The organism is Mesorhizobium sp. NFR06 (assembly GCF_900115245.1).
Lineage (GTDB): Bacteria > Pseudomonadota > Alphaproteobacteria > Rhizobiales > Rhizobiaceae > Mesorhizobium.
The window spans coordinates 1-21,601 of record NZ_FOVT01000033.1 but is presented as its reverse complement, the minus strand read 5'-3'; the positions used below and the strand labels follow the sequence as shown (position 1 = coordinate 21,601).

Genomic DNA, 21,601 nt, shown 5'->3' with positions numbered 1-21,601 from the left:
GACCGTGAAGGCGTGGAGCGCGGCCAGGTTCTGGCCAAGCCGGGTTCGGTGAAGCCGCACAAGAAGTTCGTGGCCGAAGCCTACATCCTGACCAAGGACGAGGGCGGCCGTCACACGCCGTTCTTCACCAACTACCGTCCGCAGTTCTACTTCCGCACCACCGACGTGACGGGCATCGTTACGCTGCCGGCGGGCACCGAGATGGTCATGCCCGGCGACAACATCACCGTCGACGTCGAGCTGATCGTGCCGATCGCGATGGAAGAGAAGCTGCGCTTCGCCATCCGTGAAGGCGGCCGCACCGTCGGTGCCGGCATCGTCGTCACTATCAAGGAATAATCGATCCGCCACTGCCGGCTCGATAAGGAAAGGGCGGTCTTCGGGCCGCTCTTTTCGTTTTGGAAGCTGTATTGCGCGGACCTTCCCAATTCTGTTGCAAGCACCGTTGCCGCAACTAGTATGGGTTGTACCCGAGGGACTGCCAGGCGTGGTTTCAACGTTCCGTTCAAAGATCATGCGGTGCCGGCGCGGGCTGATCCGGCTGGGGTTGGCCGCCGCCATGGGCCTCGCCAGCTCCGCCGCCATGGCCAAGGAAGAAGCGCTCGATGACGGTCCGACGATGCGCTTTGTCGTCGTGCGCAGCAGTGCGCCGGGCTGCGAGCCGAACTGCCCGGAATGGATTTCAGCCGAAGGCACGATCGATGCGGGCACGCCGACGCTGCTCAAGCGCTTGCTGAAGACGCTCGGCGGGCGTCCGCTGCCGATTGTCGTCAATTCTCCGGGCGGCAATGTCGATGCCGCGCTCCAGCTTGGCCGCATCGTCCGCAAGAACAAGCTCGATATCGCGGTCGGCATCACGGAGTTTTCCGGCTGCTCGCCGGCGATGAAGAATTGCCGGGACAATGACCGCAAAGGCCAGCCCTATTCAGGCGTCGCCTTTGACAGCGGCGCGATGTGCAATTCGGCTTGTCCGCTGATGTTTGCCGGCGGTATTCGCCGCGTCGTCGGCGAATGGGCCTATCTCGGCGTCCACCAGATTACCACCACCTACCGGCGTGAGAAGCTGCTCTACCGCACGACCTACCGGATCGAGAACGGCAAGAAGAAGATCATCGGCACCAAGATCGTCAGCCGCAAGAATGCCGGCAGCTACAAGACCTACGAGATGAGCAAGCCGGTCGAGAAGCGGCTGTCGGCCTATTTGAAGGAGATGGGCGTCGAACAGGGCGTGCTGGACGTCATGAAGGCGACGCCTGCCAGCGACATCAGGCAGATCGAGGCCGAGGACATGCTGCGGATGAAGCTAGTCACCAGCCTCGATTCGCTCGACTTGTTGACCGATAGGACCATTTGCCAGAGTCGTCCGGCGCCGGCGAACTGCCGGGAGATACCGACGAACGGCAAGCCGGCCGTGGTCGCGACCGTCGAGGCCGCGCCGGTTTCTGCTCAGCCGGCGGCAGCGGCGGCGCCTCCGCAAGGTCAGGACGAGGAGATGCGTTTCGCCTTGGTTCGCGGCAGCAACCCGCTCTGCAATCCCGACTGTCCGGAATGGATTTCAGCGGAAGGCGCCATCACTGCCGCCACGCCCGGCAAACTGCGCCAACTGCTCGATGAAGCGGGCGGGCGCAGGCTGCCGCTGGTCGTCAGCTCGCCCGGCGGCGACGTACAGGGCGCGCTTGCCGCGGGCCGCCTGATCCGCGAGCGCAAGCTCGATGTGGCGGTCGCTCGAACCGATTTTCTCGATTGCGATCCTGGCGCTGTCGGTTGCTCGGCCAAGGATGGTCTCCATACGGGCCTTACGGTGGACGCGGGCGGCAAGTGCGGCTCCGCCTGCGCGGTAATGATCGCCGGCGGCGTCAGGCGCCTTGTCGGCCCAACCGCCCGTCTTAGCCTGCACGCCCTGGAAATGGGCGACAAGATCAAGGCCTATCTCGACGAGATGGCGATCGGTCCTGGGCTTTTCCCGGCCATGCAGTCGGTGCTCGATGCGAGCCACGGCGAGCTTAGCGTGAGCCAGATGCAGACATTCGGACTGACGACCGGGCCGCAATCGGTGGACGCGCTCACGGGCGCCACGATTTGCAGATCCGCGGCCCGGCCGGACAATTGCCGGGTTCTTCCGGCCGCCGATGCCGAAGCGAAGGCGTCGGCGAAGCTTTAGCGCCTCGCACTGGCCATGGAGGCAGGTTGAGCGGGGCAGGGCGCTGCCGCTACCTTCCTGGATCCGATTGCACGAGGGAGGAACGGGGATGGGCGAGGACGTCCCGACTTTATATGCATGGGCCGGCGGCAGCGAGGCGCTGAACCGGTTGACCCGGACTTTCTACGACAAGGTAGCCTTGGATCCGCTCGTCGGTCCGGTGTTCAGGCATATGTCGCCGGGCCATCCCGCGCATGTCGCCGCCTTCATCGGCGAGGTCTTCGGCGGACCCAAGACCTACAGTGAAAAGCATGGCGGCCATCGTGAGATGGTGATGCATCATCTCGGCAAACACCTGACCGAGGAGCAGCGCCGCCGCTGGATCAATCTGCTCGCCGACGCGGCCGACGAGGTCGGCCTGCCGGACGACCCCGAATTCCGCTCCGCCTTCATGGGCTATGTCGAGTGGGGATCGCGACTGGCGAAGATCAACTCGAACCTCGGCGAGACCTGCGATCCCGAGACCGAGCCGATGCCTTCATGGGGCTGGGGTGTGCCGGGCGGACCGTACAAGCCGCCGGCGGGAAAGTCTTAGGCGCGGGGCATCTGCCGTGCCGGGGGCACGATCCGCTACCGGCGGCAATGGAACCCGGATTCGCGGCAAAGGTTTTAAAACCGCGTTCGAGTGCTCTTTACAGAGCGCGCGGAAGCTTTTAGGAAGCGCCTGCGCAGAAAATGCGCATGCACGGGCATAGCTCAGTTGGTAGAGCGGCGGTCTCCAAAACCGCAGGTCGTAGGTTCGAGCCCTGCTGCCCGTGCCATCTTCCGAAATAGCCAATCGAGCTTCCGCGGTTGAAAATCAGCGGGTGGCTTGCCATATGGCGTGAATTGCGGCATAAACCCCGCATAGCCGGGACGGGACGACTGGATGGTTCCGAGGCGGCGTTGGACATAAAGCGGACGCTTGCCACTTGCGTGGATTAAGAATCGGTTTTATGTAGACGAAACAGACACGCGACGCGTGGAGCTGGGAAGCCGGCTTTGCGCGTCTGATTTGCGTGGGTGAAATGGTGGTGCTGATTCGGCGCCGCATGGAGCCCAGGCGGTACGTCCCGGCCAGCGGGATCATCCAGGAGGCCCGGCCAACGGGTCTTGAAAACAGGCGACACATGGCTTCGAAAACCACCAATCCTTTCACCTTTCTCCAGCAGGTTCGCGCGGAGACGGCCAAGGTGACATGGCCTTCGCGGCGCGAAACCATGATCTCGACCGTGATGGTCCTGGTGTTCGCGGTGATCGCAATGCTCTTCTTCTTCGCTGCCGATATTCTGATGGGCTATGCGATCGAGTGGATCCTGGGTCTCGGGCATTAATTCGGCGATTTACGGAGAGGTCGTGAAATGACTGCGCGGTGGTATATCGTCCACGCCTACTCGAACTTCGAGAAGAAGGTCGCCGAGGATATCGAGAACAAGGCCAAGCAGAAGGGCCTGTCCGGCGAGATCGAGCAGATCGTGGTGCCGACCGAGAAGGTCGTCGAGATCCGCCGCGGCCGCAAGGTCGATGCCGAGCGCAAGTTCTTCCCGGGCTATGTGTTGCTCAAGGCCAATTTGACCGATGCCGTGTTCTCGCTGGTCAAGAACACGCCGAAGGTGACCGGCTTCCTGGGCGACTCCAAGCCGGTGCCGATCACCGAGGCCGAGGCGCAGCGCATCCTGAACCAGGTCCAGGAAGGCGTCGAGCGGCCGAAGCCTTCGGTCACCTTCGAGATCGGCGAGGCGATCCGCGTCTCGGATGGTCCGTTCGCTTCGTTCAACGGCGTCGTCCAGGAAGTGGACGAGGAGCGTGCCCGCCTCAAGGTGGAAGTTTCGATCTTCGGGCGCGCCGTGCCTGTCGATCTGGAATTCGGACAGGTCGAAAAGGGCTGATCCGGATACCCGCGCCGAAAGGCGTCGGGCGGCGGTACGGACGCCGCATGAACGGGTGGGAGGCGAACGCGGCATAGCCGGCCGCGGGAACCGCACCACCAGACTGCAACCGCCGTATTCCCGGATCGTCGGGTCGGCATGAGAAAAGGCAGGAATAGAGATGGCTAAGAAAGTTGCAGGCCAGCTCAAGCTCCAGGTTGCCGCGGGCTCGGCTACGCCGTCGCCCCCGATCGGCCCGGCGCTTGGTCAGCGCGGCATCAACATCATGGAGTTCTGCAAGGCGTTCAACGCGCAGACCCAGGAAATGGAGAAGGGGTCGCCGATCCCGGTCGTCATCACCTACTACCAGGACAAGTCGTTCACCTTCGTCATGAAGACGCCGCCGGTGAGCTACTTCCTGAAGAAGGCAGCCAACCTGAAGTCGGGCTCCAAGGAGCCGGGCAAGACCAAGGTCGGCACGATCAGCCGCGACAAGGTGCGCGCGATCGCCGAGCAGAAGATGAAGGACCTGAACGCAAACGACGTCGAGGCGGCCATGCGCATGGTCGAGGGCTCCGCCCGCTCGATGGGCCTGGAAGTGGTGGGCTAAGATCATGGCAAAGATTGCAAAGCGTGTTGCCAAGAGCCGCGAAGGCATCGATCCGAACAAGGCTTACGCCCTCAACGAGGCGCTGCAGCTGCTGAAGGACCGGTCCACGGTGAAGTTTGACGAGACCGTCGAGATCTCGATGAATCTCGGCGTCGATCCGCGTCACGCCGACCAGATGGTCCGCGGCGTGGTCAACCTGCCGAACGGCACCGGCCGCTCGGTGCGTGTCGCCGTGTTCGCCCGTGGCGACAAGGCCGAGGAAGCCAAGGCCGCCGGCGCCGATATCGTCGGCGCCGAGGACCTGGTCGACATCGTCCAGAAGGGCACGATCGATTTCGATCGCTGCATCGCTACCCCGGACATGATGCCGCTCGTCGGTCGTCTTGGTAAGGTGCTCGGCCCGCGCGGCATGATGCCGAACCCGAAGGTCGGCACCGTGACCACCGATGTCGCGGCCGCCGTCAAGGCTTCGAAGGGCGGCGCCGTCGAGTTCCGCGTCGAGAAGGCCGGCATCGTCCAGGCCGGCGTCGGCAAGGTCTCGTTCGACGTCAAGGCGCTGGAAGAGAATGTCCGGGCCTTCGCCGATGCGGTGACCAAGGCCAAGCCCGCCGGCGCCAAGGGCAACTACGTCAAGAAGGTGTCGGTCACCTCGACGATGGGCCCTGGCCTCAAGCTCGACATCGCGACGCTCGCCGCGTCGTAAGTGTCGTCGGATCGGCTTGGCCCGATCACCTAAAGAATTCCGGACCGCCGATCCGTCGGCGGCCCGGCACCCCGGAAATCGAGAGGTTTCCGGGGATATCCTGTCCGAGATTGCAGGCGGCCCAAAGCCTTAATTCACTTGGGCCTGCATGAGACGGGTGAAGACCCGACAAAGGAGCGCAATGCTCCAATGAAAGGTTCGAACCGTGTTTGCCTTTTGTCTGCACATCATCCGGCTTGCCGGCGGGTGTGACGAAAAGGGGGCAGGATCCTCGAGCGCCGTTCGGGAGATCCAGAATTTTGGATGGCCCGGCCGGCAAAAGGCAACCCGACTTCTGACCTCGAGAATGAGGCAGGGGTCAACTGGAGATAGGCAGTGGACAGAGCGGAAAAGCGCGAACTCGTCACGGGCCTGAACGAAGCGTTCTCGAACGCGGGTTCAGTCGTCGTGGCCCACTACGCCGGTATCACCGTGGCGCAAATGAACGACCTTCGGTCGAAGATGCGCGCTGCCGGCGGCACCGTCAAAGTCGCGAAGAACCGTCTCGCCAAGATCGCTCTTCAGGGCACGGACTCCGCATCGATCGTCGATCTGTTCAAGGGACAGACGCTGGTCGCTTATTCGGAGGATCCGGTTGCGGCGCCGAAGGTCACGTCCGATTTCGCCAAGGGAAATGACAAGCTCGTCATTCTCGGCGGCGCGATGGGCACGACCTCGCTCAACGCCGATGGTGTCAAGGCACTCGCCACGATGCCGTCGCTCGACGAGCTGCGCGCAAGGCTGGTTGGCATGATCGCCACGCCGGCAACCCGGATCGCCCAGATCGTCAATGCGCCCGCGGCTTCGGTCGCGCGTGTCATCGGCGCTTACGCCCGGAAGGACGAGGCGGCATGAGGCCGTTCCTCGCTGTCAACAACACACGTTCGAACCAAGTAAAGGAATATCAAAATGGCTGATCTCGCGAAGATCGTAGACGACCTTTCGAAGCTGACCGTCCTCGAGGCGGCTGAGCTGTCGAAGCTCCTGGAAGAGAAGTGGGGCGTTTCGGCCGCCGCTCCGGTGGCTGTTGCCGCCGCTGCCGGCGGTGCTGCCGCCGCTGCTGCTCCGGTTGAAGAGAAGACGGAATTCGACGTCGTTCTCGCCGATGCCGGCGCCCAGAAGATCAACGTCATCAAGGAAGTCCGCGCCATCACCGGCCTTGGCCTCAAGGAAGCCAAGGACCTGGTCGAAGCGGCTCCGAAGCCGGTCAAGGAAGGTGTTTCCAAGGCCGATGCCGACAAGTTCAAGGCTCAGCTGGAAGCGGCTGGCGCCAAGGTCGAGCTGAAGTAACAGGCGCGGGCGGACGGTCTCGCGCCGTCCGCCCCTCCCTTGTGAAGGGAGGTTCGTTGCGCGAGGCGTTCGAAAACCTTTTTCCTGAGGGCCGCAAGCGGCCTTCAGGAAACGGGTTTTCTCCCGTTTTAGCCGGTAGCCGCCAAGCAATTGGAAGGCAGTCGGGAAAACAGATAGGGGCAGCCGCCGAGGCCGCCCGTTGGTGCAAGGCGAACCGCGGCGAGGTTCGCCCCGAGTTTTAGAGCTAAGGAGCGACGATGGCCCAGACCCAGACTTTCAATGGCCGCAGACGCGTACGCAAGTTCTTCGGAAAGATCCCGGAAGTTGCGGAGATGCCGAACCTCATCGAGGTTCAGAAGGCATCCTATGATCAGTTCCTGATGGTGGACGAGCCGAAGGGCGGCCGTCCGGACGAAGGGCTGCAGGCCGTTTTCAAGTCGGTCTTCCCGATCTCTGACTTTTCCGGCTCCTCGATGCTGGAGTTCGTGAAGTACGAGTTCGAGGCACCGAAATTCGACGTTGACGAATGCCGTCAGCGCGACCTGACCTATGCCGCGCCGCTCAAGGTGACGCTGCGCCTCATCGTGTTCGATATCGACGAGGATACCGGCGCGAAGTCGATCAAGGACATCAAGGAGCAGGACGTCTATATGGGCGACATGCCGCTCATGACGTCGAACGGCACCTTCATCGTCAACGGCACCGAGCGCGTTATCGTCTCGCAGATGCACCGCTCGCCGGGCGTCTTCTTCGACCATGACAAGGGCAAGTCGCACTCGTCGGGCAAGCTTCTGTTTGCCGCGCGCGTCATTCCCTATCGCGGGTCGTGGCTCGACATCGAGTTCGACTCCAAGGACGTTGTGCACGCCCGCATCGACCGTCGCCGCAAGATCCCGGTGACGTCGCTGTTGATGGCGCTCGGCATGGACGCCGAGGAGATCCTGTCGACCTTCTACAAAAAGATCACCTACAAGCGTTCCGGCGACCACTGGCGCATTCCGTTCAACGTCGAGCGGTTCCGCGGCCTCAAGGCCGTCGGCGACCTGGTCGACGCCGACACGGGCGAGATCGTCGTCGAGGCCGGCAAAAAGATCACCGCCCGCCAGGCCCGCCAGCTTGGCGAGAAGGGCCTCAAGGCCATCAAAGCGACGGACGAGGACCTGCTCGGCAACTATCTCGCCGAGGACATCGTCAACTACGCCACCGGCGAGATCTTCCTCGAAGCCGGCGACGAGATCGACGACAAGACGCTGAAGGTGCTGCTCGGCACCGGCGAGGACGAGATCCAGATCCTGGATATCGACCACGTCAATGTCGGCGCCTATATCCGCAACACCCTGGCCGTCGACAAGAACGAGAGCCGCCAGGACGCGCTGTTCGACATCTACCGCGTCATGCGCCCGGGCGAGCCGCCGACGCTCGAGACTGCAGAAGCCATGTTCAACTCGCTGTTCTTCGACAGCGAGCGCTATGACCTGTCGGCCGTCGGCCGCGTCAAGATGAACATGCGCCTCGAGCTCAAGGCCGAGGACACCGTGCGCGTGCTGCGCAAGGACGACATCCTGGCCGTGGTCAAGACGCTGGTCGAACTGCGTGATGGCAAGGGCGAGATCGACGACATCGACAATCTCGGCAACCGCCGCGTGCGCTCGGTCGGCGAGCTCATGGAGAACCAGTACCGCGTCGGCCTGCTGCGCATGGAGCGCGCGATCAAGGAACGCATGTCCTCGATCGAGATCGACACGGTCATGCCGCAGGATCTGATCAACGCCAAGCCGGCGGCCGCCGCCGTGCGCGAGTTCTTCGGTTCCTCGCAGCTGTCGCAGTTCATGGACCAGACCAACCCGCTGTCGGAGATCACCCACAAGCGTCGCCTGTCGGCGCTTGGACCGGGCGGCCTGACCCGCGAGCGCGCCGGCTTCGAGGTGCGCGACGTGCACCCGACGCATTACGGCCGCATCTGCCCGATCGAGACGCCGGAAGGCCCGAATATCGGTCTGATCAACTCGCTCGCCACCTTCGCCCGCGTCAACAAGTACGGCTTCATCGAAAGCCCGTACCGCAAGATCGTCGGCGGCAAGCTGACCAACGAGGTCGTCTATCTGTCGGCGATGGAAGAGGCCAAGCACTATGTCGCGCAGGCCAACGCCGAGCTCGACAAGAACGGCGGCTTCGTCGACGAATTCGTCATTTGCCGTAACGCCGGCGAAGTGATGATGGCGCCGCGCGAAAACGTCGACCTGATGGACGTCTCGCCGAAGCAGATGGTGTCTGTTGCGGCAGCGCTCATCCCGTTCCTCGAGAACGACGACGCCAACCGCGCGCTGATGGGTTCGAACATGCAGCGTCAGGCCGTGCCGCTGGTGCGTGCCGAGGCGCCTTTCGTCGGCACCGGTATGGAGCCGGTCGTCGCCCGTGACTCGGGCGCGGCCATCGGCGCCCGCCGCGGCGGCGTGGTCGACCAGGTGGACGCCACCCGTATCGTCATCCGCGCCACGGAGGATCTCGATCCCGGCAAGTCCGGCGTCGACATCTACCGGCTGATGAAGTTCCAGCGTTCGAACCAGAACACCTGCATCAACCAGCGTCCGCTGGTGCGCATGGGCGACCGCGTCAACAAGGGCGACATCATTGCCGACGGTCCGTCGACCGAGCTCGGCGATCTGGCGCTCGGCCGCAACGTGCTGGTCGCGTTCATGCCGTGGAACGGCTACAACTACGAGGACTCGATCCTGCTCTCCGAGCGCATCGTGGCCGACGACGTCTTCACCTCGATCCACATCGAGGAGTTCGAGGTCATGGCGCGCGACACCAAGCTCGGGCCGGAGGAAATCACGCGCGACATTCCGAACGTTTCGGAAGAGGCGCTGAAGAACCTCGACGAGGCCGGCATCGTCTATATCGGCGCCGAAGTGCAGCCGGGCGACATCCTGGTCGGCAAGATCACGCCGAAGGGCGAAAGCCCGATGACGCCGGAAGAAAAGCTTCTGCGCGCCATCTTCGGCGAAAAGGCCTCGGACGTCCGCGACACGTCCATGCGCATGCCTCCGGGCACCTTCGGCACGGTCGTCGAAGTGCGCGTCTTCAACCGCCACGGCGTGGAGAAGGACGAGCGCGCGATGGCCATCGAGCGCGAGGAGATCGAGCGCTTGGCCAAGGACCGCGACGACGAACAGGCGATCCTCGACCGCAACGTCTATGCGCGTCTTTCCGACGTGCTGGTCGGCAAGGAAGCGATTGCCGGACCGAAAGGCTTCAAGAAGGGCTCGAAGCTGTCGAAGGACACGCTCGACGAGTACCCGCGTTCGCAGTGGTGGCAGTTCGCCGTGGAGAACGAGAAGCTCCAGGGCGAGCTCGAGGCTCTGCGCGGCCAGTATGACGAGTCCAAGAAGGCGCTCGAGCAGCGCTTCATGGACAAGGTCGAGAAGGTGCAGCGCGGCGACGAAATGCCTCCGGGCGTCATGAAGATGGTCAAGGTCTTCGTGGCGGTGAAGCGCAAGATGCAGCCGGGCGACAAGATGGCCGGCCGTCACGGCAACAAGGGTGTCGTGTCGCGCATTGTGCCGGTCGAGGACATGCCTTTCCTCGAGGACGGCACACATGCCGATATCGTGCTCAACCCGCTGGGCGTGCCGAGCCGCATGAATGTCGGCCAGATCCTGGAAACGCATTTGGGCTGGGCTTGCGCCGGCATGGGCAGGAAGATCGGAGAGCTGATCGACGCGTATAAGGGTGGTGGCGACATCAAGCCGCTGCGCAAGACGCTGGAAAGCTTCATGCCGGCCAACGACCGCAACGAGCCGATCCGCGAGTATGACGACGAGAGCATCGTTCGCCTGAGCGAGCAGATGCGCCGCGGCGTCTCGATCGCGACCCCGGTGTTCGACGGCGCGCATGAAGCCGACATCAACACCATGCTGGAGCAGGCGGGCCTGCACACCAGCGGTCAGTCGCAGCTCTATGACGGCCGCACCGGCGAGCCGTTCGATCGCAAGGTGACGATGGGCTATATCTACATGCTCAAGCTGCATCACCTGGTGGACGACAAGATCCACGCGCGTTCGATCGGCCCGTACTCGCTCGTCACCCAGCAGCCGCTGGGCGGCAAGGCGCAGTTCGGCGGTCAGCGTTTCGGCGAGATGGAGGTCTGGGCGCTCGAAGCCTACGGCGCCGCCTACACGCTGCAGGAAATGCTGACGGTGAAGTCCGACGACGTCGCCGGCCGCACCAAGGTCTACGAGGCGATCGTGCGCGGCGACGACACGTTCGAGGCGGGCATTCCCGAGAGCTTCAACGTTCTCGTCAAGGAAATGCGCTCGCTCGGCCTCAATGTGGAACTGGAGAACACCCAGGTCGAAGAGACCGCGACGCGTCTGCCCGACGCAGCCGAGTAAAGGCTATGGCGCGCCGCGCTGATGACGCGGCGCGCCTTCGAGCAAGATCCCGGAAAGTGGCTATGGTTTTCAGCCGGGATCAAGCTCAACCGAGAAGTTTTCTTCGGCCGGTTTGACCGGCCAGTCTGCGGACATTTCGTCCGCGATCGATGCAAGGGGTTATCGAGGACCCCGAAAAGGAGAACGGCATGAACCAAGAGGTCATGAATCTCTTCAACCCGCAGGCGCCTGCGCAGGTGTTCGATTCCATCCGGATCTCGCTTGCCAGCCCAGAGAAGATTCTGTCCTGGTCGTTCGGCGAGATCAAGAAGCCGGAGACCATCAACTACCGCACCTTCAAGCCGGAGCGTGACGGCCTGTTCTGCGCGCGCATTTTTGGCCCGATCAAGGACTACGAGTGCCTGTGCGGCAAGTACAAGCGCATGAAGTACAAGGGCGTCATCTGCGAAAAGTGCGGCGTCGAAGTCACGCTGTCGCGCGTTCGCCGCGAGCGCATGGGCCATATCGAGCTCGCCGCGCCCGTCGCCCATATCTGGTTCCTGAAGTCGCTGCCCTCGCGCATCGGCACGCTGCTCGACATGACGCTCAAGGACATCGAGCGCGTGCTTTACTTCGAGAACTACATCGTCACCGAGCCGGGCCTCACCGCGCTGAAGGAGAACCAACTCCTCAGCGAGGAAGAGTACATGCTGGCCGTCGACGAGTATGGCGAGGATAGCTTCACCGCCATGATCGGCGCCGAGGCCATCCATGACCTTCTGGCCGGCATGGACCTGGAGAAGATCGCCGGCGACCTGCGTTCGGAACTGGCTTCGACCACGTCCGAGCTCAAGCAGAAGAAGTACCTGAAGCGGCTCAAGGTCGTCGAGAACTTCATGGAATCCGGCAACCGCCCGGAGTGGATGATCATGAAGGTGGTTCCGGTGATCCCGCCGGACCTGCGCCCGCTTGTCCCTCTGGACGGCGGCCGCTTCGCCACGTCCGACCTCAACGACCTCTATCGCCGCGTCATCAACCGCAACAACCGTTTGAAGCGGCTGATCGAGCTGCGCGCCCCCGGCATCATCGTGCGCAATGAAAAGCGCATGCTGCAGGAAGCCGTCGACGCGCTGTTCGACAACGGCCGTCGCGGCCGCGTCATCACCGGCGCCAACAAGCGTCCGCTGAAGTCGCTGTCCGACATGCTGAAGGGCAAGCAGGGCCGGTTCCGCCAGAACCTGCTCGGCAAGCGCGTCGACTATTCGGGCCGCTCGGTCATCGTGACCGGTCCGGAGCTCAAGCTGCATCAGTGCGGCCTCCCGAAGAAGATGGCGCTCGAGCTGTTCAAGCCCTTTATCTACGCCCGCCTCGACGCCAAGGGCTTCTCCTCGACCGTCAAGCAGGCGAAGAAGCTGGTCGAGAAGGAGCGTCCGGAGGTTTGGGATATCCTCGACGAGGTCATCCGCGAGCATCCGGTGCTTTTGAACCGCGCGCCGACGCTGCACCGCCTCGGCATCCAGGCGTTCGAGCCGACCCTGATCGAAGGCAAGGCTATCCAGCTGCATCCGCTGGTCTGCACCGCCTTCAACGCCGACTTCGACGGCGACCAGATGGCGGTCCACGTGCCGCTGTCGCTGGAAGCGCAGCTCGAGGCCCGCGTGCTGATGATGTCGACCAACAACATCCTGCACCCGGCTTCCGGCGCGCCGATCATCGTGCCGTCGCAAGACATGGTTCTCGGTCTCTACTATCTCTCGATCGTCAACCAGAACGAGCCGGGCGAAGGCATGGTGTTTGCCGACATGGGCGAGCTCCAGCATGCGCTGGAGACCAAAGCCGTGACGCTGCACGCCAAGATCAAGGGCCGCTTCCGCAGCGTAGATGCGGAAGGCAACGTCGTGTCGAAGATCTACGACACCACGCCTGGCCGCATGATCATCGGCGAGCTTCTGCCGAAGAACGTCAACGTGCCGTACGAGACCGCCAACCAGGAGATGACCAAGAAGAACATCTCCAAGATGATCGACACCGTCTACCGCCACTGCGGTCAGAAAGAGACGGTCATCTTCTGCGACCGCATCATGGCGCTCGGCTTCGCGCATGCCTGCCGTGCCGGCATTTCGTTCGGCAAGGACGACATGCTGATCCCGGATAGCAAGATCAAGCTGGTGTCGGAGACCGAGGCTTTGGCCAAGGAATACGAGCAGCAGTACAATGACGGCCTGATCACGCAGGGCGAGAAGTACAACAAAGTCGTCGACGCCTGGGCCAAGTGCTCGGAAAAGGTCGCCGACGAGATGATGGCGCGCATCAAGGCGGTGGAGTTCGAGGACAACGGCCGTCAGAAGCCGATGAACTCGATCTACATGATGTCGCATTCGGGTGCGCGCGGTTCGCCCACCCAGATGCGCCAGCTCGCCGGCATGCGCGGCCTGATGGCCAAGCCCTCGGGTGAAATCATCGAGACGCCGATCATCTCGAACTTCAAGGAAGGCCTCACCGTGCTCGAGTACTTCAACTCGACCCACGGCGCCCGCAAGGGTCTGGCCGACACCGCCTTGAAGACGGCGAACTCGGGCTATCTCACCCGCCGCCTCGTCGACGTGGCGCAGGACTGCATCGTCAATTCGCTGGATTGCGGCACCGACAAGGGCCTCACCATGCAGCCGATCGTCGATGCCGGCCAGGTCGTCGCCTCGGTCGGCCAGCGCGTGCTGGGCCGCACTGCGCTCGACGACATCAACCATCCGGTCTCCGGCGAATTGCTGGTCAAGGCCGGCAAGCTGATGGACGAGCGCGATGTCGAGCAGATCGAAAAGGCCGGCGTGCAGTCGGTCCGCATTCGTTCGGCGCTGACCTGCGAGGTCAGGACCGGCGTGTGCGCCGTCTGCTACGGACGCGATCTGGCTCGCGGTACCCCCGTGAACCAGGGCGAGGCCGTCGGCGTCATCGCGGCGCAGTCGATCGGCGAGCCGGGCACCCAGCTCACCATGCGCACCTTCCACATGGGCGGCACGGCGCAGGTGGTGGATAGTTCGTTCCTTGAAGCCTCCTATGAGGGCAAGGTGCAGATCCGCAACCGCAACGTGGTGCGCAACTCGGAAGGCCAGCAGATGGTCATGGGCCGCAACATGGCGGTGCTCATCCTCGATGAGACCGGCAAGGAGCGCGCCACGCACCGCGTCGCCTATGGTTCGCGCATCTTCGTGGACGACGGCGACAAGGTGAAGCGCGGCCAGCGCATCGCCGAGTGGGACCCCTATACCCGCCCGATCCTCACCGAAATCGAGGGCAGGGTGGCGTTCGAGGATCTCGTCGACGGCATCTCCGTGCAGGAAACGGCCGACGAGTCGACCGGCATCACCAAGCGTGAGGTCATCGACTGGCGTTCGACGCCGCGCGGCAGCGACTTGAAGCCCGCGATCGTCATCCAGGACGCCAAGGGCAAGGTCGGCAAGCTGTCGAAGGGTGGCGACGCGCGCTTCCTGCTCTCGGTGGAGGCCATCCTCTCGGTGGAGCCTGGCGCTCATGTCCGTCCGGGCGACGTGCTTGCGCGTATCCCGATGGAAAGTGCCAAGACCAAGGACATCACCGGTGGTCTGCCGCGCGTGGCCGAACTGTTCGAGGCTCGCCGTCCGAAGGATCACGCCATCATCGCCGAGATCGATGGCACGATCCGCTTCGGCCGCGACTACAAGAACAAGCGCCGCATCATCATCGAGCCGCATGACTCGACCCTGGAGCCGGTGGAGTACCTGATCCCGAAGGGCAAGCCGTTCCATCTCCAGGACGGCGACGTCATCGAGAAGGGCGACTACATCCTCGACGGCAATCCGGCGCCGCACGACATCCTGGCGATCAAGGGCGTGGAGGCGCTTGCCTCCTACCTCGTCAACGAGATCCAGGAGGTCTACCGCCTGCAGGGCGTGTCGATCAACGACAAGCACATCGAGGTGATCGTTCGCCAGATGCTGCAGAAGGTCGAGATCACCACGCAGGGCGACTCGACCTATATCCCGGGCGACCACGTCGACGTGATCGAACTGGAAGAGGTCAACGAGCGCCTGATCGAGGACGGCAAGAAGCCGGCCGAAGGTCAGCCGGTGCTGCTCGGCATCACCAAGGCCTCGCTGCAGACGCCGTCCTTCATCTCGGCCGCCTCCTTCCAGGAGACGACTAGGGTGCTCACCGAGGCTGCGGTTGCCGGCAAGACCGACATGCTGCAGGGCCTGAAGGAAAACGTCATCGTCGGCCGTCTGATCCCGGCCGGCACGGGCGGCACGATGAGCCAAATAAGGCGCATCGCCACCTCGCGCGACGAGCTCATCATCGACGAGCGCCGCAAGGCCTCGGGTGTCGAGGTTGCCGAGCCGATGCTGACCGACATGGTCAATGCCGCGCAGTGAGCGGCATGAAATGACAAACAAGGAAAAGGGGCCCGCGCGGCCCCTTTTCGCATTTCAGAGCATGATCCCGAAAAGCGGGCGCCGGTTTTCGGAAAAGATCATGCCCCAACAAAGAGCCAGATCAGGACGAAGGCTCCACCAGCCGTCATCCTGCTTCACCAACGAGGAAGAGCTATGAGCAGCAAGACCTGGAAGGCTGTCGACGACTACATCGTTTCCTCTCTTTTCGAAGCGGATCCCGTGCTGGAAGCGGTCCTTGCGACCAACCGCGACCAGGGCCTGCCGGCGATCGACGTTTCGGCCGCGCAGGGCAAATTGCTGTCGCTGCTGGTGCGCATTCGAGGTGCGAAAAACGTGCTGGAGGTCGGCACGCTTGGCGGCTACTCGACGATTTGGATGGCAAGGGGATTGCCGGCGGACGGCAAGGTGGTAACGCTGGAGCTCGATCCGCATCACGCCAGGGTCGCGCGTTCGAACTTCGAGCGGGCAGGGGTTTCCGACAAGGTCGAGCTGAGGGTCGGTCCGGCGCTGCAGTCGCTTGCCGCTCTGGCGAGTGACAATGCCGGGCCGTTCGACCTGACCTTCATCGACGCCGACAAGCCGAACAATCCGAATTATCTAAGCTGGGCAATGAAGCTGGCGCGCTCCGGTACGGTCATCGTTTGCGACAACGTCATCCGTGACGGCGCGGTGCTCGACAAGGATGGGCGCGACGCCAATGTCGAAGGGGCGCGTGCGGCGTTTTCCTTCATCGGCGGCGACAAGCGGCTGGACGGCACCGCCATCCAGACCGTCGGCGCCAAGGGTTATGACGGGTTCACCATCGCGATCGTCGAGTAAGGGCGTCGTTCACGAGGCCGCTTTGCTGCTGCCTCAGTCGAAGAACGCTTCGACCACATTGCGCTTGCCCAACATGAAGGCGTCGGCGACGTGCTGCAGCGGCGCGAGATCGACATCGCAGGCCCCGGCGCGGATGATCTCGGCGAAGCGCCTGTAAAGCATCGGGTATTCGGCTTCCGGCTCGTCGTGGATGACTTTGCCGTCGACGGCGAGCTTCGCGCCGCCGCCCGACAGCACCATCTTGCCCTTGTCGGTCTCCGCCAGGATGTCCCAGCTCTGCGGACCGGTCTGCAGCCAGTCGAGATCCATCGCCACCGGCAAACCGTTCGAGGTGCGGAAGGCGACACGCGCCGCGACCGGCGCCGCGCGGTTCTCCGGAAAATCGAGCACGGCCGACGTGATGAACATCGGCGGCAGGATGTGGGTGGCGATCGACAGCGCGTTGATGCCTGGATCGAACACGCCGAAGCCGCCCGGTTCCCAGATCCATTCCTGGTTCGGATGCCAGCGGCGCACGTCTTCCTTCCAGTTGATGGCGGCAGAAGTCAGCCTGGCCCTGGCGAGGAACGCGCGTGCGGCCTCCACCGCCGGCGCATAGCGCGAATGCCAACTGGCGAAGAGCGAAACGCCGTTCGTCGCGGCAAGCGCCTTCAGGTGCTCGACTTCGCTGACGGTTGCGCCCGGCGGCTTTTCGAGGAACACGTGCTTCTTCGCTTCCAGCGCGGTGCGCGCGGCGTCGTAACGGAACTGCGGCGGCATGCAGAGCGAGACCGCATCGAGGCCGGGTTCGGCCGCAAGCATCGCTTCGATCGTCGGATAGTTGGCAATGCCGTCGACCTTGCCGTGACGGCTGGCCGCGGCGATGAGCTGGTAATTGCCGTCCTTGGCAACCGCCGGCAGGTGCTGGTCGCGGACGATCTTTCCCACGCCGACGATGCCGAGCTTGATGGGATTGCTGGTCATGAGAACTCCGGAAAGGGAAGAGTGGTTATTCTGGTTGGGGAAGGTTTGCGGGTAAGCCGGGGAAGGGCCGTCGTGCCGGGGCGCGATATCAGGACGGCTCGTCGAAAGTGACGATCGAAACTTCGCCTTCGAGCGCACCCTGATAGGCCGACAGATGCGGCTCCTCGTCGGGCTCGCCCTCCATGTCGCCGATCTGGTCGAGCTCGGCCTCGGCGAATCCCTCGGCGGCGAGCGATTCGAGCGCGCGGCGCACGGCAGAATCATCGTCGGGCGCCACCAACATCACATGCACGCCCTCCGGCTTGCCGCCTTTCTTGCGCCAGACCCGTCCGGTAATGATGGTCACCGGCCGTTCTTCGTTGTCGTTCACGGGCTGATTCCTCCTTTCCCGGGGAGATTGTCCGGTTCGAGCCGCCTTTTGGCACGAAGCCGGCGTCGAAAACAGCCGCAAGCCGGTCACTTTCTTCCTTGCTGTTGAAAAAAGACGCAAGAAAATTACATGCGTTTTCCGCATGGCTGCCCATCCTCGGGTTGGGCGCAATATTTGCCGCTTCGGGGTTGACGGACCCGGGGGTTGCGAGTAGAAGCCGCGACGTCAGAACCGATGTGAGGCTCTCCTGTCCGAAGCGACACGCTTTGGAGTTTGCCTCAAACAGGGTTCGTTTTACGAGCGAAAAGACATTTCCGGCGCGCATGAAGCGGCTTCCGCTTCCTCTGCAATTTGTTCGGGCAGGACCGCGAGGCGCGGTGTGTTGCCCGAATTTGCGTATGGAAATGACGCTTTGAGCGGCCCTGACAGGGCAGACACGGAATTGAGAGACAAGAGGGTTTAATGCCTACCGTCAACCAGCTGATCCGCAAGCCGCGCCTGGCGCCGGTGAAGCGCAACAAGGTCCCGGCCATGCAGCAGAACCCGCAGAAGCGGGGCGTCTGCACGCGCGTCTACACCACGACGCCGAAGAAGCCGAACTCGGCGCTGCGCAAGGTGGCCAAGATTCGCCTGACCAACGGTTTTGAAGTGATCGGCTACATCCCCGGCGAAGGTCACAACCTTCAGGAACACTCGGTGGTCATGATCCGCGGCGGCCGCGTCAAGGATCTGCCGGGCGTCCGCTACCACATCATCCGCGGCGTGCTCGACACGCAGGGTGTGAAGAACCGCAAGCAGCGTCGTTCGAAATACGGCGCCAAGCGTCCGAAGTAAGGGTTTCCCATGTCCCGTCGTCACAGTGCAGAAAAGCGTGAGATCAATCCGGACCCCAAGTTCGGCGATCTGGTCGTCACCAAGTTCATGAACGCCGTCATGTATGACGGCAAGAAGTCGGTTGCCGAGACCATCGTCTACGGCGCTCTGGACCAGGTCCAGGCCAAGACCAAGCAGGAGCCGGTCACCGTCTTCCATCAGGCGCTCGACAATGTCGCGCCGCATGTGGAAGTGCGCTCGCGTCGCGTCGGCGGCGCCACTTACCAGGTTCCGGTCGACGTGCGCCCCGAGCGTCGTCAGGCGCTGGCCATCCGCTGGCTGATCGCTGCTGCCCGCAACCGCAATGAGACCACCATGGTTGATCGCCTCTCGGGCGAGCTGATGGACGCGGCCAACAACCGTGGCACGGCCGTCAAGAAGCGTGAAGACACCCATAAGATGGCAGAAGCCAACCGCGCCTTCGCGCACTACCGCTGGTAAAGCGCGAACGAGACTGAGAGGCACCTCCCATGGCCCGCGAATACAAGATCGAAGACTACCGCAATTTCGGTATCATGGCGCATATCGACGCCGGCAAGACGACGACGACCGAGCGCGTCCTGTACTACACGGGCAAGTCGCACAAGATCGGCGAAGTCCATGACGGCGCCGCCACCATGGACTGGATGGAGCAGGAGCAGGAACGCGGCATCACCATCACGTCGGCCGCGACCACGACCTTCTGGAAGGGTCGTGACGGCAAGATGCGCCGCTTCAACATCATCGACACTCCCGGACACGTCGACTTCACCATCGAGGTGGAGCGTTCGCTGCGCGTGCTCGACGGTGCCATTGCGCTGCTCGACGCCAACGCCGGCGTGGAGCCGCAGACCGAGACCGTATGGCGCCAGGCCGACAAGTACCACGTGCCGCGCATGATCTTCTGCAACAAGATGGACAAGATCGGCGCCGACTTCTACCGCTCGGTGGAAATGATCGGTTCGCGCCTCGGTGCGCAGGCCGTCGTCATGCAGTTGCCGATTGGCGCCGAGACCGAGTTCAAGGGCATCGTCGACCTCGTCGATATGAATGCGCTCGTCTGGCGCGATGAGACCCTCGGCGCTGCCTGGGATGTCGTCGAGATCCCGGCAGACCTGAAGGAACGAGCCGAGCAGTTCCGCGAGAAGATGATCGAAGCCGCCGTCGAGATGGACGAGACTGCGCTCGAAAACTACCTCGAAGGCAAGATGCCGTCGAACGACGAGATCCGCGCGCTGATCCGCAAGGGCACCATCGCGGTCAAGTTCTTCCCGATGTTCTGCGGCTCGGCTTTCAAGAACAAGGGCGTGCAGCCGCTGCTCGACGCCGTCGTCGAATACCTGCCGTCGCCGATCGACGTTCCGGCCATCAAGGGTGTCGATGCCAAGACCGACGCCGAGATCGAGCGTCATGCCGATGACAACGAGCCGCTGTCGATGCTGGCGTTCAAGATCATGAACGACCCGTTCGTCGGTTCGCTGACCTTCGCCCGCATCTACTCGGGCAAGCTCACCAAGGGCACCTCGCTCGACAACACCGTGAAGGGCAAGAAGGAGCGCATCGGCCGCATGCTGCAGATGCATGCCAATTCGCGCGCCGACATCGAGGAAGCCTATGCCGGCGACATCGTCGCTCTGGCTGGCCTCAAGGACACGACCACCGGCGACACGCTGTGCGATCCGCTGCACCCGGTCATCCTCGAGCGCATGGAATTCCCCGATCCGGTCATCCAGATCGCCATCGAGCCGAAGACCAAGAACGACCAGGAAAAGATGGGCCTCGCGCTGCATCGCCTGGCGGCCGAGGATCCGTCCTTCCGCGTCAAGACCGACGAGGAAAGCGGTCAGACGATCATCGCCGGGATGGGCGAATTGCACCTCGACATCATCGTCGACCGCATGCGCCGCGAGTTCAAGGTGGAAGCCAATGTAGGCGCTCCGCAGGTCGCTTATCGCGAGACGATCACCCGCACCCACGAGCAGGACTACACGCACAAGAAGCAGACCGGCGGTACCGGCCAGTTCGCCCGCGTCAAGATCCTGTTCGAGCCGAACACCGAGAGCGAAGAGTTCGTGTTCGAGTCCAAGATCGTCGGTGGTGCGGTTCCGAAGGAATACATCCCCGGTGTCGAGAAGGGCATCAACAGCGTCATGGGTTCCGGCCCGTTCGCCGGCTTCCCGATGATCGGCGTCAAGGCGACCCTGATCGACGGCGCCTTCCACGACGTCGACTCCTCGGTGCTGGCGTTCGAAATCGCCTCCCGCGCCTGCTTCAAGGAAGCCGCTCCGCGCCTCGGCGTGCAGCTCCTGGAGCCGATCATGAAGGTCGAGGTCGTGACGCCGGAAGATTATGTCGGCGGCGTCATCGGCGACCTCAACGGCCGTCGTGGCCAGATCCAGGGTCAGGAAGCGCGCGGCGTTGCCGTCGTCATCAACGCGATGGTGCCGCTCGCCAACATGTTCAAGTACGTCGACAATCTGCGTTCGATGTCGCAGGGCCGCGCCCAGTACACGATGCAGTTCGACCACTACGAACCGGTTCCGACCGCGGTCGCCCAGGAAGTTCAGAAGAAATACGCGTAACTCGAGCGGGTTGCACGAGACCTTAATTCAAGGCCCGCACGGGCAGGCAGGAATGGAGAGATCACATGGCAAAAGGTAAATTCGAGCGCACCAAGCCGCATGTGAACATTGGCACGATCGGCCACGTCGATCATGGCAAGACGTCGCTGACGGCGGCGATCACGAAGTTTTTTGGCGAATACAAGCGCTATGACCAGATCGACGCGGCGCCGGAAGAGAAGGCGCGCGGCATCACCATTTCGACGGCGCATGTCGAGTATGAGACGGCCAACCGTCACTATGCCCATGTCGACTGCCCCGGCCACGCCGACTATGTGAAGAACATGATCACCGGCGCCGCGCAGATGGACGGCGCGATCCTGGTGGTTTCGGCCGCCGACGGCCCGATGCCGCAGACCCGCGAGCACATCCTGCTGGCCCGCCAGGTCGGCGTGCCGTCGATCGTGGTGTTCCTCAACAAGGTCGACCAGGTCGACGACGCCGAGCTGCTGGAGCTGGTCGAGCTCGAGGTTCGCGAGCTTCTGTC

The 21,601-nt window shown here is 63.1% G+C and carries 17 protein-coding genes, 1 tRNA gene and 1 pseudogene; 17 read left to right on the top strand and 2 right to left on the bottom strand.

Annotation, left to right across the window (positions count from 1 at the left end; translation table 11 throughout):
- From tuf to F3H96_RS29920, 13 genes and pseudogenes are all read left to right on the top strand, one after another.
- Positions 1-339, top strand: a pseudogene (gene tuf / locus F3H96_RS29980) (elongation factor Tu); the annotation flags it as partial.
- A 220-nt stretch (positions 340-559) separates the two neighbouring features.
- Entirely contained in the window at positions 560-2,161 is a 1,602-nt protein-coding gene (locus F3H96_RS29975; protein WP_149805239.1) for a hypothetical protein, read from the top strand.
- 88 nt (positions 2,162-2,249) lie between these two features.
- Complete coding sequence (locus F3H96_RS29970) at positions 2,250-2,735, top strand: group II truncated hemoglobin (protein ID WP_149805238.1); 486 nt, start codon at positions 2,250-2,252, stop codon at positions 2,733-2,735.
- Between the two features lie 150 nt (positions 2,736-2,885).
- A tRNA-Trp gene (locus F3H96_RS29965) sits at positions 2,886-2,961 on the top strand.
- Between the two features lie 348 nt (positions 2,962-3,309).
- Positions 3,310-3,513 carry a preprotein translocase subunit SecE gene (gene secE, locus F3H96_RS29960; RefSeq protein ID WP_027170383.1) on the top strand — a complete coding sequence of 68 codons (204 nt, stop codon included), beginning with the start codon at positions 3,310-3,312 and terminating at the stop codon, positions 3,511-3,513.
- Positions 3,514-3,540: 27 nt separating this feature from the next.
- The gene (gene nusG / locus F3H96_RS29955; protein WP_140807964.1) at positions 3,541-4,068 is read left to right on the top strand and encodes a transcription termination/antitermination protein NusG; all 528 of its coding nucleotides are present in this window, start codon (positions 3,541-3,543) and stop codon (positions 4,066-4,068) included.
- Positions 4,069-4,228: 160 nt separating this feature from the next.
- Positions 4,229-4,657, top strand: coding sequence for a 50S ribosomal protein L11 (gene rplK, locus F3H96_RS29950; RefSeq protein WP_040983061.1), 429 nt, complete (start codon positions 4,229-4,231; stop codon positions 4,655-4,657).
- A 4-nt stretch (positions 4,658-4,661) separates the two neighbouring features.
- Positions 4,662-5,360 (top strand): 50S ribosomal protein L1, encoded by a 699-nt coding sequence (rplA, locus tag F3H96_RS29945; RefSeq protein ID WP_149805237.1) that lies wholly within the window; start codon positions 4,662-4,664, stop codon positions 5,358-5,360.
- 375 nt (positions 5,361-5,735) lie between these two features.
- On the top strand, positions 5,736-6,254 hold the full coding sequence (gene rplJ, locus F3H96_RS29940) for a 50S ribosomal protein L10 (RefSeq protein WP_149805236.1): 519 nt from the start codon (positions 5,736-5,738) through the stop codon (positions 6,252-6,254).
- Between the two features lie 54 nt (positions 6,255-6,308).
- Complete coding sequence (gene rplL / locus F3H96_RS29935; protein WP_149805235.1) at positions 6,309-6,689, top strand: 50S ribosomal protein L7/L12; 381 nt, start codon at positions 6,309-6,311, stop codon at positions 6,687-6,689.
- Positions 6,690-6,946: 257 nt separating this feature from the next.
- The gene (gene rpoB / locus F3H96_RS29930; RefSeq protein ID WP_149805234.1) at positions 6,947-11,083 is read left to right on the top strand and encodes a DNA-directed RNA polymerase subunit beta; all 4,137 of its coding nucleotides are present in this window, start codon (positions 6,947-6,949) and stop codon (positions 11,081-11,083) included.
- A gap of 188 nt (positions 11,084-11,271) precedes the next feature.
- Positions 11,272-15,468: a DNA-directed RNA polymerase subunit beta' gene (gene rpoC / locus F3H96_RS29925; protein ID WP_149805233.1), complete on the top strand. Its 4,197-nt coding sequence runs from the start codon at positions 11,272-11,274 to the stop codon at positions 15,466-15,468.
- A 174-nt stretch (positions 15,469-15,642) separates the two neighbouring features.
- Entirely contained in the window at positions 15,643-16,308 is a 666-nt protein-coding gene (locus tag F3H96_RS29920; RefSeq protein ID WP_149805232.1) for an O-methyltransferase, read from the top strand.
- Positions 16,309-16,341: 33 nt separating this feature from the next.
- Here F3H96_RS29920 and F3H96_RS29915 read toward each other — a convergent pair whose 3' ends face one another.
- The gene (locus F3H96_RS29915) at positions 16,342-17,271 is read right to left on the bottom strand and encodes a Gfo/Idh/MocA family oxidoreductase (protein ID WP_149805231.1); all 930 of its coding nucleotides are present in this window, start codon (positions 17,269-17,271) and stop codon (positions 16,342-16,344) included.
- Between the two features lie 88 nt (positions 17,272-17,359).
- Entirely contained in the window at positions 17,360-17,641 is a 282-nt protein-coding gene (locus F3H96_RS29910; RefSeq protein ID WP_041003122.1) for a hypothetical protein, read from the bottom strand.
- Between the two features lie 462 nt (positions 17,642-18,103).
- Here F3H96_RS29910 and rpsL point away from each other — a divergent pair, with 462 nt between their 5' ends.
- The 4 genes from rpsL to F3H96_RS29890 form a co-directional block, all read left to right on the top strand.
- Complete coding sequence (gene rpsL, locus F3H96_RS29905) at positions 18,104-18,475, top strand: 30S ribosomal protein S12 (RefSeq protein WP_006202128.1); 372 nt, start codon at positions 18,104-18,106, stop codon at positions 18,473-18,475.
- A 9-nt stretch (positions 18,476-18,484) separates the two neighbouring features.
- A complete protein-coding gene (gene rpsG, locus F3H96_RS29900) occupies positions 18,485-18,955 on the top strand; it encodes a 30S ribosomal protein S7 (RefSeq protein ID WP_127229703.1) in 471 nt (156 codons plus the stop codon).
- A gap of 29 nt (positions 18,956-18,984) precedes the next feature.
- A complete protein-coding gene (gene fusA, locus F3H96_RS29895) occupies positions 18,985-21,075 on the top strand; it encodes an elongation factor G (RefSeq protein WP_149805230.1) in 2,091 nt (696 codons plus the stop codon).
- A gap of 65 nt (positions 21,076-21,140) precedes the next feature.
- The coding region (locus F3H96_RS29890; protein WP_149802030.1) for a GTP-binding protein at positions 21,141-21,601 on the top strand (461 nt) is incomplete at its 3' end.

What these genes read in the sequence shown, in the direction of transcription:
- fusA (WP_149805230.1), top strand. Translation starts at nt 18,985, where the DNA reads ATGGCCCGCGAATACAAGATCGAAGACTACCGCAATTTCGGTATCATG.
- rpoC (WP_149805233.1), top strand. Translation starts at nt 11,272, where the DNA reads ATGAACCAAGAGGTCATGAATCTCTTCAACCCGCAGGCGCCTGCGCAG.
- rpoB (WP_149805234.1), top strand. Translation starts at nt 6,947, where the DNA reads ATGGCCCAGACCCAGACTTTCAATGGCCGCAGACGCGTACGCAAGTTC.
- rplA (WP_149805237.1), top strand. Translation starts at nt 4,662, where the DNA reads ATGGCAAAGATTGCAAAGCGTGTTGCCAAGAGCCGCGAAGGCATCGAT.
- rplK (WP_040983061.1), top strand. Translation starts at nt 4,229, where the DNA reads ATGGCTAAGAAAGTTGCAGGCCAGCTCAAGCTCCAGGTTGCCGCGGGC.
- F3H96_RS29920 (WP_149805232.1), top strand. Translation starts at nt 15,643, where the DNA reads ATGAGCAGCAAGACCTGGAAGGCTGTCGACGACTACATCGTTTCCTCT.
- secE (WP_027170383.1), top strand. Translation starts at nt 3,310, where the DNA reads ATGGCTTCGAAAACCACCAATCCTTTCACCTTTCTCCAGCAGGTTCGC.
- nusG (WP_140807964.1), top strand. Translation starts at nt 3,541, where the DNA reads ATGACTGCGCGGTGGTATATCGTCCACGCCTACTCGAACTTCGAGAAG.
- rpsG (WP_127229703.1), top strand. Translation starts at nt 18,485, where the DNA reads ATGTCCCGTCGTCACAGTGCAGAAAAGCGTGAGATCAATCCGGACCCC.
- F3H96_RS29970 (WP_149805238.1), top strand. Translation starts at nt 2,250, where the DNA reads ATGGGCGAGGACGTCCCGACTTTATATGCATGGGCCGGCGGCAGCGAG.
- rplL (WP_149805235.1), top strand. Translation starts at nt 6,309, where the DNA reads ATGGCTGATCTCGCGAAGATCGTAGACGACCTTTCGAAGCTGACCGTC.
- F3H96_RS29915 (WP_149805231.1), bottom strand. Translation starts at nt 17,271, where the DNA reads ATGACCAGCAATCCCATCAAGCTCGGCATCGTCGGCGTGGGAAAGATC.
- rpsL (WP_006202128.1), top strand. Translation starts at nt 18,104, where the DNA reads ATGCCTACCGTCAACCAGCTGATCCGCAAGCCGCGCCTGGCGCCGGTG.
- F3H96_RS29975 (WP_149805239.1), top strand. Translation starts at nt 560, where the DNA reads ATGGGCCTCGCCAGCTCCGCCGCCATGGCCAAGGAAGAAGCGCTCGAT.